This window comes from Longispora urticae, assembly GCF_053902585.1.
Genome location: NZ_JAQZSH010000049.1, coordinates 1 through 10,736 on the forward strand (window position 1 = coordinate 1; position 10,736 = coordinate 10,736).

The window sequence follows — 10,736 nt, forward strand, 5'->3', positions numbered from 1 at the left end:
GGCACGGGCATCGCGCCCGTGCCGCCCTCCGCGTCCCGCCCGGGTCGCCGCTCTCGCCGCCTCCCCGTCCACGTCACGGGGTCGCACGACTCCGTGAGGAGGCCCGCTCGCTCCGTCGGGGAGGCCGCTGCCTTCCTCAGGGAGGCCGCCGGCTCCGTCGGGTGGGTGGTTCCCTCCGTCAGGGGCCGCTGCCTCCGTCAGGGAGGCCACCGGCTCGGTCGGGTGGGTGGTTCCCTCCGTCAGGGGCCGTTGTCTCCGTCAGGGAAGCCGCTGCCACCGTCAGGGGGACCGCTGCCTCCGCCGGGGAGGCCACCCGCGCGGCCGGGGAACCACCGGCTCCGTCAGGGGATCGGGAAGAACGCCCGGACGAACTTCTCGAACCCGCGGTGCCCGATGATGGCCCGCATCTTCGGCAACACCCGGGGCGGCATGCCGATCGGGTACCGGATCTTCGGGTTGGGGCTGGTCACCGCCTTCTCGATCACCTTCGCGACGTCCTCGGCCCGGATCGCGATCTTCCCCCGGAGCGGGGGGTTGTCGCTGAGCCGGTACGCCTGGTGCCAGTCGACGAAGTAGTCCCAGAACTCCTTGTACAGGGCCGGATTGTCGTGCGAGTCCATGCCCAGGTCCGCGACGCTCTCCGGGACGAACCCGCCCAGGATCGGCGCGGGCTGGATGAGCACCACCTCGATGCCGAACCGGCGCACCTCGTGCCGGAGCGAGTCCCCGATGGCCTCCAGGGCGTGCTTGGTGGCCTGGTAGTAGCCCCGGCCGGGGGTGGCGAACATGCCGAAGATCGAGGACATCAGGATGACCCGGCCCCCGCCGCGCTCCCGCATCCCGGGCAGCACGAGCTGGGTGAGCCGGCTCAGTCCGAAGACGTTGGTCTCGAACTGGGCGCGCACCTCGTCCATCGGGGTCTCGCCGATCGTGCCGTTGAGGCTGTACGCGGCGTTGTTGATCAGCGTGCCGACCGCCCCGTGCTCGTCGGTGATCCGCTTGACGGCGGCGACCATCGACTCCTCGTCGTTCACGTCCAGGTGCATGACCGTGATGCCCTCGGCGGCGAGGTCCTCGAGGGCGGCGACGTTGCGGCCGGTCGCGTACACCGGCCAGCCGGCGCGGTGCAGGCGCAGCGCTGTGGCCCGGCCGGAGCCGGAGGACATGCCGGTGCCCGACGAGGCGCCGGTCAGCAGGATCGCGCGTGATCGCGTCATGGTCGGTTCCGCCCCCGCCGTCACGCGTCGCCCTGGCGGGCGACCCGGCTGCGGTCCACGGAGGAACCCAGGCCGGTCGAGTCGACCAGCCGGTTGATGAAGGCGAACAGGCTGGCGGTGAAGACGGCTTCGAGCAGTTCCGCGTCGCTCCACCCGGCCGCCGCGGCCTTGTCCCAGTCGGCGTCTGTGATCTTGTACGCGCCCGTGCTGACCTTCGTCACCAGCTGCATCAGCGGCATGGTGCGCTCGTCGACGGGCAGCTCCTCGGCGGTGGTCGCGTTCTCCACCGCGTCCAGCAGCTCGTCGGAGCCGCCGAACTCGCTGAGGAACCAGCTGTGCGTGCCGACGCAGTACGGGCAGCCGTTGAGCTTGGACGTCCAGGCGGAGATGAGCTCCTTGGTCTGCCGGGCCAGGGCGCCCTCGCCGAAGACGCCGCCGTAGCCGGCGAGCACGACCTCCAGCAGCCGCGGGTTCGTGGAGGTGAGCCGGAACATGTCCGGTACGAAGGGGAGTCCGGTGACCTGCTTGATCTTCTCGTACAGTTCCGCGGTGCGCCCCTGCGCGTGTTCCTCGTCAATCAGCGGGACCCTGATTCCCGGCTGCCTTGTCGTCGTTTCCATAGGGCCTTCTCCTCAGTGGGTGAACGATGCCCGGGGCCGCTTCCGCACGTGCCGACCCGAACCGGATCCGAATGAGGTGCGATCCCGCTCGGGGCGAATTGCCGTGCGATCGGCGACGGCGCTGCGGACGTTCTCCGCGACAGTGGTCGGGCGAAAGAATCGCTGGCTAATGATGGCACGTCCCCACTGGACGATTGCTCTCTCATATTGCCTACTGCGGTGCCCTTTTCGCTGGTCGCCGCGACAACTGGGAAAGCGGTTCGCCGCAGCGCTGGCTAGTGGCGTTGACCACCGCTAATCTGTGGTCAAATTCCTCTTGCGACGGATGGGGTCTCCCGATGGCAAGTCTCCTGCGACCGGTGCTGGGCGTACTGGGGCTGACCCAGATCCGACACGTCTCCCCCGTGCGGCGGGGTCGCGCGACCGGCCTGGTCGCGCAGGTCTACCGGCAGATGGAACGCGACTTCGGCGTCCTGGCGCCGCCGATCGCCCTGCACGCCCCCGCCCCGCCGACCCTGGCCGCGGCGTGGACCCTGCTGCGCGAGGTCCTGATCGTGAACGGCAACGCGCCCCGGGCCGCGAAGGAGGCGGTGGCGACCGCGGTGTCCCTCGGCAACGCCTGCCCCTACTGCGCGACGATCCACAACAACGCTCTCGCGGTACTGGGCGCGTCCGGCAGGGAGGAGCGCCCGGACCTGGAGGCCTACGCCGACTGGGTGCTGTCCGCCCAGAACCCGGGCGCCGCCGTCGCCCCGCCGTTCCCCGCCGACCAGACGGCCGAGCTGGTCGGCGTCGCCGTGCTGCTGCACTACCTCAACCGGGTGGTCAACGTCCTGCTCCGGGACGTCCCGCTGCCCCCCGGTGTCCCGGAGCTGGCCCTCTCACCCGTGCTGTGGGTCCTGGGCCGGGGCATGGTCGGCGCGTCCCGACGTCCGCACCCGGCGGGGGAGGCGCTCGGCCTGCTGCCGGCCGCGGAACTGCCGGCCGACCTGGGGTGGGCGGTCGGCGGCGGTACGGTCGCGGAGGCGTTCGCGCGGGCCTGCGCCGTCACGGACGCGGCGGGGCTGCGGTCGGTGCCGGAGCCGGTGCGCGACCTGGTGCTCGACAACCTGGCCGGGTGGCGTGGCGGGCTGCGGGGGATCAGCCGGGCGTGGGTCGAGGACCTCGTCGGTGTCCTGCCGGCGGAGCAGCGCCCGGCGGGTCGGCTGACCCTGCTGGTCGCGTTCGCGTCGTACCAGGTGGACGACAGCGTGGTGCGGAGCTGCCGGGAGGCCGGGGCGGACGACGGGACGATCGTCGAGCTGTGTTCCTGGGCGGCGATGGCGGCCGCGCGCCAGGTGGGCGGCGCGCTCCCGTTGCCCGGGGCGGCGTCCTGACCCGGTCCGGACGGGTCGACTTCTTCGGTCGTGCGGTGTCCATCCCGAAAGGGTGGTAAGTATAGACAAACATCATTGTTATTGATTTCCGTGGATGCTAGGGTCGTGACGCAGTGAGATCAACTAGGACCCGGAGAGTGAGACTGCGGTCCTCTCTGTGCCGGACCGCACCCCAGGTGGACGGGACGCCAGCCTGGCGGCGTCCCGTCCGGCACGCCCGGGTGTCGAGTGTCGAGATAGTGCTCCGAGGTGGCGTCCCATTCGTGCTCCTTCGCTGAATGGAGATGACCCGCCCATGAAGAAAGCCGTCGAGCACGCCATCTCGATCATGTGGGACCGCTACAACGAGCCGCTGTCGCTGGACGCCATGGCAGGCTCCGCGTTCCTCAGCCGGTTCTACTTCTCACGCCTCTTCCGGTCCACCACCGGCACGTCGCCGGGTCGGTACCTGACCGCGATCCGTTTGTTCAAGGCCAAGAACCTGCTGTTGGAAACCGACATGACCGTCACGGACATCGCCTACGGGGTCGGCTACAACAGCCTCGGCACCTTCATCAGCCGCTTCACCCGCAGCGTGGGCATCTCGCCGGCCCGCTACCGCTGGCTGGCCGAACAGGGCATCCCGCAGCTGCACCGCCCGCCGCTGGCCGGGCCGCCGCGCCGGGCGACCATCAGCGGACATCTGACGCTGCCGCAGCTCGACGTACCCGTCAAGGTGTATGTCGGGGTGTTCGACAGCCCCATCGTGCAGGGTCTACCGGCCGCGTGCGACATCCTGGAGACGTCCGGCGCCTACGTGCTGCGCGACGTCCCGGAGGGGGAGTGGCATCTACGGGCCGCGGCGATCGCCCTCGACGACATCGCGTCCGGCCCGTCCCTGCGCCGCCCCCTCGCCGTCGGCGCCTACGACCCGCTGTTCGTGGTGGCCGGCGCCACCATCGAGGCCGATTTACAGCTGCACCCGGCCGGAAGCTTCGACCTGCCGATCCTGTTCGCGCTCCCGGAGCTGGACACCCATCAGCCCGGCGGCAACGGGCGGGTCGTCCGCCGGGCCGACCGCCGCACCGCCGCGGCGGCCCGGGTGCTGCACGGGGCCAAGCCGTGACGGCCCCCGCGCCGTGACAACCCCCGCCGGGTCGGGACCCGCGACCCGGCCCGGCGGGGTCCCGGCCCTCCCGGTGTCGTTCAGCCGCGCGGCGCGGCCCTGATCCGCTCCGCCGCGAGCGCCGCGACCGTCGCGAGGTGGCCGACATCGGCGGCCAGACCCGCCTGCCGCGCCGTGAGCAGCCCGGACCGGTGCATCCACCCCACCGTGTCGGCCACGGTGTCGGCGAACGGGCGCGGCGGCGGTCCCCACGGCGCCGGGCCCGCGGCGGGGCGGGCGTCGCAGGCGCAGACGTAGCAGGCGCCGTACTCGGCCGGGATGTGCCAGGGCCACACGTGCTGCACGACGCTCGTCAGGTACGCGAACGGCAGCATCATCCGCGCGGGCAGGAACAGCGTGGGCAGGTCCCGTCCCGTGGCCGCCCGCACGGCGCGCACGTAGTCGCGGGTGGTCAGGTAGCGGCCGGGTCCCGCGTGCCGGTCCAGCCCCGTCGGCACCGACGCGACCAGCTCCGCGTGCAGCCGCGCCGTGTCCCGCACGTCGCCGACCGGGAAGCCGCCGGTGGGCCACATGGGCATGAGCCCGCGCAACGTGTTGCGCAGCCGGCCGTTCTGGTCGCCCAGCCGGGGGTCGTGCGGGCCGAGCAGGGCGGGCGGGTAGGTGATGGCGACCGGGGCGCCGTCCGCCTGGTGCCGGCGCGCCAGGGACTCCGCCGCGGCCTTGCTGGCCAGGTACGGCTCCCGCGACGTCCCCGGCGGCGTCTCCGGCCCCACCACGCCACCGGGCGCGGGCAGCATCGCGCCGAACGTCGACACGTACACGGTGCGCGCGACGCCGAACCGGCGGGCCGCGTCCAGCACGAGTTCGGTGCCGCGCACGTTGGTCCGGCGCAGCTCGCGGTGCCGCCGGCTGTCGAACGAGTACACCGAGGCCGCGTGCACCACCGCGTCGACCCCGCGCACCGCCCGCGCCACGGTCACCGGATCCGTCACGTCGCCGATCAGCACCTCCACCGCGTCGCTGGGCACCCCCAGGGGCACCAGGGCGCGCTCCACGGCGGCGGCGTCGCGGGCCAGCACCCGGATCCGGTGCCCGGCCGCGGTGGCCGCCGCGATCGTGTGCGCGCCGACGAAACCCGAACCGCCCGTCACCAGTACCAACATCACAGGCTCCCTCTAGTCGTGTGCGTGCCGGGACCGCGTCGCGCCGCGCGGTGCGCGCGGCGGGTGGCGGGTGGCCGGTCCGATCGTGGCCCGTGGCGGCCCGGGGGATCACCTCTGAGCGTGCGGAGTCCCCAGGGCCTCCACGCGAGGTCAGCAGGGCAATGCGGGAGTGGCTCGCGGGCCCGCGCGACCGGGAGAATCAGGCGGATCGATCCTTCGAACACTGACGGAGGGAGCATCGGATGAACGCCATCCGGGCGCTTCGGCGCCGCGTCTTCACCCCCGACATCTCCGAGACGCTGGTCTCGACCCGGGGCTTCCACGACAAGGGGCCGGAGGCCCGCACCGTGCTGGAGACCGTCGGCGCGTCGTTCCTGGCCGGGCTGTCCGCCGCGGCCGGGGCGGCCCGGGTGACCGACGTCGACACCGAGCTCGCCGGCCTCCCGACCCGGTTCCGCGGCTTCGCCTACGAGGGCGCGGGGATGGGCTTCGCGCTGGTCGACGCGGTCACCCCGGGACGGCCCTGGCGCAGCGCCGAGTTCCTCGCGGGCTCCGGCGACCCGCACGTCTACATGGCCTACGTCGGCATCGGCTGGGCCATCGCCCGGTTGCCGCGGATGCTCTGGCGGCGCGCCACGGCCGCCGCGACCGACCCGTTGCTGCGCTGGCTGGTGCTCGACGGGTACGGCTTCCACCAGGCCTACTTCCACACCCTCGAGTACGTGTTCCGCCAGCGGGAGCTCACCACCTTCCCGTGGCCGGCCGAGGACCCGTCCGGGTACGCCCGGCACGCCATCGACCAGGGCATCGGCCGGGCGATGTGGTTCGTCGCCGGTACCGACCCGGCGCTGGTGGCCGACATGATCGACGACTTCCCGGCCCACCGGCACGAGGACCTCTACAGCGGCGCCGGCCTGGCCGCGACGTACGCGGGCGGGGTCTCCGAGGCGGAGCTGCGCGAGTTCCACCGCCGCTCCGGCCCGCACGCGCCCTTCGTGTCCCAGGCCTCCGCGTTCGCGGCGCAGGCCCGGGTCCGGGCGGGGCTCCTGGTGCCGCACACCGACCTGGCCGCCCAGGTGTTCTGCCGGACCGACGCGGTGCGGGCCGGCCTGGTCACCGAGGAACTCATCCCGCCCGGCCCGTCCGCGTCGGGCCTGCCCGCGTACGAGGTGTGGCGGCGGTCCGTCGCCGAACGGTTCCGGTTCGGCGCGCCGGCCCCGCAGCTCAGCGCCGTGGCCGATCCGGGCCGGCGGCGGCGTATCGGCCTGTAGTCCCGGTGGTGGGCCCGGACCTGCTCGGGTCCGGGCCCACCATCCGTGTGTCGCTGGATTGCGGAGTACGGCGACCCCGCCGAAGACGGCAATCTGGCGACTGTCTCGGGGACCGGCGATGGCTACCGTCAGGGGTGGCGCTGGCCGAGGCGCCGCCTGGAGCGCCACGCCGCCGAGGCAGCGCGGCCCCCGGGTGACCTGGAAGAGAGGAAACGCCGTGTCTGTCGAGGGATTCTGGAAAGTCGCGGTCTCCACGCCGCTGGGTACCCGCCACACCGTGCTGGAGCTGTTCACCGAGGACGGTGTCCTGCAGGGGATCTCCCGTGGCGAGAAGGAGGAGCTGATCCTCAAGGACCTGCGGCTGGAGGGCGACAAGCTCTCGTGGTACCAGTCGATCAAGCGACCGATGCGCATGGACCTGAGCTTCGACCTCGTGGTGGACGGTGACGACATGACGGGCACCGCCAAGGGTGGCATCATGCCGGCGTCGAAGGTCACCGGCCGCCGGGAGCCGGCCGCGCAGGCGGGCTGAACCCCTCCGGTCGGCCCCGTCCGCCGCGCACGGTCGCGGCGGACGGGGCCCGCCGCCGTTGACGGAGCACGCTCGAAGAAGCGCCCACCGGGTCCGGGCGGGCAGCATGCCGAACAGGACCGCGTTGCCGCCGGCTGCGGCCTGTCGCCGAGGAGAGTAGACGTGGCACACATCAATCTGGGCCTGGACGAGGAGAACTTCCCCGGAATTACGGGGCTACTGACCTACCGGCAGGAGACCGCCGCGCCGCTGAACGACCTGGCGCACGCGCTCCTGTCCGCCCCGCACCCGACCCTCAGCCCGGGGGAACGCGAACTGATCGCCGCGTACGTGTCGGGCCTCAACGAGTGCACCTTCTGCGCCACCTCCCACTCGGCGTTCGCCGCCGCCCAGCTCGACGGCGGCAGGTCCCTGGTGCAGCAGGTGCGCGCGAACCTCGACACGGCCCCGGTCAGCCCGAAGCTGCGGGGCCTGCTGCGGATCGCGGGGGCCGTGCAGGAGAGCGGCCGCAAGGTCACCACGGAGCTCGTGGAGGCGGCGCGCGCGGACGGCGCCACCGACCTGGAGGTGCACGACGCGGTGCTGATCGCCGCCGCGTTCTGCATGTTCAACCGGTACGTCGACGGGCTGGGCACGAAGCTGCCGGTCGACCCGATCGCCTACGAGCAGGCCGCCGAGCGCGTCAAGTCCGGCGGGTACGTCCGCACCGCGTGAGCCGTGCCGGGCCGGTGGGGGCCGAGCCCCGCCGGCCCGGCACCACCGGCGGCCGGGCCCCGCCGCCGCCCCCAACACGGCAACCTCGAAGTGCGCCCCGACCCGCCCGATCCGCGATCGTAGACACCATGTCGATCACCTTGAATCAATGGCAGCGGGCGCGCACGTCAGTGCCGGAGGTGCTGGAGCGGCTGCTCACCCTCCTCGACGGCGCCCCGCCCGACCTGCCCGCCACCGCGCACTGGACCATCGCCGATACCGTCGCGCACCTGGCCACGATCGCCGCCACCGACGTGGCGCTGGTCCGCGGTCCGGCCGGCGATCCGTCGCCCTCCGTCGTCCGCGAGCTGCGGTTGAACACCACAGTGGACACCGTCGCCGCGATGAACAGGATCGTGATGTCGAAGTACACCGAGCGGTCGCTGTCCGTGCTGGCCGGCCGGCTGCGCGCCGACGTCGCGGAGCTGCTCGCCGCCACGGAGGACGCCGACCCGCTGCGTGAGATCATCTGGCTCGGCGGGGCGAACCTGCCGATCGCCGGGCTGTTCGCGCACCTGGTCAACGAGCTGAACATCCACGCGTGGGACATCGCCCGCGCGCTGCGCCGGCCCTGGTACACCGACCCGCGCGACGCCGCGATGTTCGTGGACCTGTTCCTCGTCGGCGTCACCCGCTGCGGGTACGGCAAGCTCCTCGACCACGACCGTCCGGTCCGCCCCGGGCGGATCTCCGTGACCTTCCGGGCCGGGGTCAGCGAACCGGTGACCATGGCGCTGGTCGACGGCAGGGTGGTGCTGGAGGAACTCGACCCGCGCCCCGACGTGCGGGTCTCCTACGACCCCGTCGTGTTCAACCTGATGCTGTTCGGGCGGGTGAGCAAGGCCCGCGCGGCGCTCACCGGCCGGGTCCGGGTCGCGGGGCGGCGGCCCTGGCTGCTGCCGGAGTTCATGGCGACGATGCGGCTGCCCTCCTGACCGGGAGACCCCTTCGACGGGTACGCGGGACCCGGTACCCCTCTGATCCGCTCTTTCGTGGTGGGTCGGACGTCACTCCAGGCGTCCGGCCCACCACGTGTGCGCCTGGCGGGGACACGGAAACGGACGCCGCGCGTGACCGCGCGGCGTCCGTGGTGCGAGCGGGGCTCAGCTCTCCCGGAGCCAGGCCGCCAGCCGCTCACCGATCATCGTCGACGTCAGGTTGGTGTTGCAGTTGACGATCTCCGGCATCACCGACGCGTCGGCGATGTAGAGGTTCTCCGTGCCGTGCACCCGCAGCCGCTCGTCGACCACGGCCGACTCGTCGGAGGCCGGGCCCATCCTGGCGGTGCCGACCGGGTGGTAGGCGCTGTCGAGGCTGAGCTTGACGTAGTAGCGCAGCATCTCCTCCTCCTCCATCAGCTCGTCGCTGAGCACGATGAAGCTCTGGCCGAGGCTGGCGATCCCGTCCTGGTTGACGAGCTTCCAGCAGTTGCGGATCGCGTCCACCAGGATCTGGATGTCCTGCTCGGTGTCCAGGAGGTTCAGCTTGATGTTCGGGTCGACGGACGGGTCGAGCGTGGTCAGCTTCATCCGGCCGCGGGACTGCGGCTTCTGGTGCACCGCCATCACCCCGAAGATGACCGGCGCGTTCGCCAGCATCTGCAGCTCGGGGAACAGCGCCAGGTCGAAGTGGTTGACCATGTAGTACTGCATGTCGTTGAACTCCGACGAGCCCTCCGCCGTGGTCCGCAGGATCGTCTGCAGGAACGGGTCGGTCTGCCGGAACGTGCCCGGCTTCGGGACCATGAACACGCCGGTGCGGGGATGGTCGATCAGGTTGTCCCCGACCCCCGGCAGGTCGACGCGCACGTCCGTGCCCAGCCAGCCCAGGTCGGCGGCCGGACCGATGCCCGAACGCAGCAGGATCGCCGGCGAGTTGATGGACCCGGCCGACAGGATCACGTGCCGGGCGTGCACGGCCTCGGTGCTGCCGTTGCCGGTGGACAGCTCCACGCCGATCGCCCTGGTGCCGTCGAACAGCACCCGGTTGACCTGGACGCCGGCCCGCACGGTGAAGTTCTCCCGCGGCCGGGCGGCGGGCAGGTAGCCCATGGCCGAGGAGAACCGGACCGCGGGGTCGCGCCGGTTGGACGGGATCGGGCCGACGCCGGTGGCGGTCGGGTTGTTGTGGTCGGCGACCTCGGCGTACCCGGCCTTCAGGCTGGACTCCAGGAACGCCTGCCCCACCGGGGTGAGCTCGTCGGACTGCCACCGCCGGATCGGGATCGGGCCGCCCGCGCCGTGCACGGCGTCGTTGCCGTAGTCGAGGTCGTCCTCGAGCTTCTGGTAGAAGGGCAGGACGTTGTCCCAGGCCCAGGCGGGGTTGCCGGCCGCCACCCACTCCTCGAAGTTGTTCGGGGTGCCGCGCAGCGCGATGGTGGCGCCGACGGCCGAGGAGCCGCCCGTGATCTTTCCGCGCGGGAACCGGATCTTGCGGCCGTCGTTGATCTCGGCCCGGTAGTTCCAGTCGTGCAGGGCGAGCGACATGGCGCTGCCGTCGAGGATCTGGGCCGGGGTGTCCTCGATGACCGGGAAGTCGGGTCCGGCGTCGAGCAGCAGCACCTTGCGGGACGGATCCTCACTGAGCCGGGCCGCCACCGCGGCACCGGCCGAGCCGGATCCCACCACTACATAGTCAAACTCATTCGTCATGGAACCTCTCCAAGGACGTGGATGGCGCCTCGACGTTCACAGGGCATC

At 72.2% G+C, this 10,736-nt stretch carries 10 protein-coding genes; 6 read left to right on the forward strand and 4 right to left on the reverse strand.

What is annotated here, in order from left to right; all coding sequences use genetic code 11:
• Positions 1 to 341: 341 nt before the first annotated feature.
• The gene (locus PT931_RS33275; RefSeq protein WP_456249681.1) at positions 342 to 1,217 is read right to left on the reverse strand and encodes an SDR family NAD(P)-dependent oxidoreductase; all 876 of its coding nucleotides are present in this window, start codon (positions 1,215 to 1,217) and stop codon (positions 342 to 344) included.
• 20 nt (positions 1,218 to 1,237) lie between these two features.
• Complete coding sequence (locus tag PT931_RS33280) at positions 1,238 to 1,837, reverse strand: carboxymuconolactone decarboxylase family protein (protein ID WP_456249682.1); 600 nt, start codon at positions 1,835 to 1,837, stop codon at positions 1,238 to 1,240.
• Positions 1,838 to 2,175: 338 nt separating this feature from the next.
• Here PT931_RS33280 and PT931_RS33285 point away from each other — a divergent pair, with 338 nt between their 5' ends.
• Both PT931_RS33285 and PT931_RS33290 read left to right on the forward strand, forming a co-directional pair.
• Positions 2,176 to 3,213 (forward strand): carboxymuconolactone decarboxylase family protein, encoded by a 1,038-nt coding sequence (locus tag PT931_RS33285; protein ID WP_456249683.1) that lies wholly within the window; start codon positions 2,176 to 2,178, stop codon positions 3,211 to 3,213.
• 295 nt (positions 3,214 to 3,508) lie between these two features.
• A complete protein-coding gene (locus PT931_RS33290) occupies positions 3,509 to 4,318 on the forward strand; it encodes a helix-turn-helix transcriptional regulator (RefSeq protein WP_456249684.1) in 810 nt (269 codons plus the stop codon).
• Between the two features lie 80 nt (positions 4,319 to 4,398).
• Here PT931_RS33290 and PT931_RS33295 read toward each other — a convergent pair whose 3' ends face one another.
• Entirely contained in the window at positions 4,399 to 5,481 is a 1,083-nt protein-coding gene (locus tag PT931_RS33295) for an NAD-dependent epimerase/dehydratase family protein (RefSeq protein ID WP_456249685.1), read from the reverse strand.
• A 242-nt stretch (positions 5,482 to 5,723) separates the two neighbouring features.
• On the opposite strand from PT931_RS33295, the gene PT931_RS33300 reads away from it, so the two are divergent.
• The 4 genes from PT931_RS33300 to PT931_RS33315 all read left to right on the forward strand — a co-directional run bounded on the left by PT931_RS33300 (position 5,724) and on the right by PT931_RS33315 (position 8,972).
• Positions 5,724 to 6,752, forward strand: a complete 1,029-nt coding sequence (locus PT931_RS33300; RefSeq protein WP_456249686.1) for a DUF1702 family protein — start codon at positions 5,724 to 5,726, stop codon at positions 6,750 to 6,752.
• Between the two features lie 217 nt (positions 6,753 to 6,969).
• Positions 6,970 to 7,284 (forward strand): hypothetical protein, encoded by a 315-nt coding sequence (locus tag PT931_RS33305; RefSeq protein WP_363720685.1) that lies wholly within the window; start codon positions 6,970 to 6,972, stop codon positions 7,282 to 7,284.
• 162 nt (positions 7,285 to 7,446) lie between these two features.
• The gene (locus PT931_RS33310; protein ID WP_456249687.1) at positions 7,447 to 7,998 is read left to right on the forward strand and encodes a carboxymuconolactone decarboxylase family protein; all 552 of its coding nucleotides are present in this window, start codon (positions 7,447 to 7,449) and stop codon (positions 7,996 to 7,998) included.
• Between the two features lie 128 nt (positions 7,999 to 8,126).
• Positions 8,127 to 8,972 carry a maleylpyruvate isomerase N-terminal domain-containing protein gene (locus PT931_RS33315; RefSeq protein ID WP_456249688.1) on the forward strand — a complete coding sequence of 282 codons (846 nt, stop codon included), beginning with the start codon at positions 8,127 to 8,129 and terminating at the stop codon, positions 8,970 to 8,972.
• A 168-nt stretch (positions 8,973 to 9,140) separates the two neighbouring features.
• Here PT931_RS33315 and PT931_RS33320 read toward each other — a convergent pair whose 3' ends face one another.
• Entirely contained in the window at positions 9,141 to 10,688 is a 1,548-nt protein-coding gene (locus PT931_RS33320; RefSeq protein WP_456249689.1) for a GMC family oxidoreductase, read from the reverse strand.
• Positions 10,689 to 10,736: the final 48 nt, after the last annotated feature.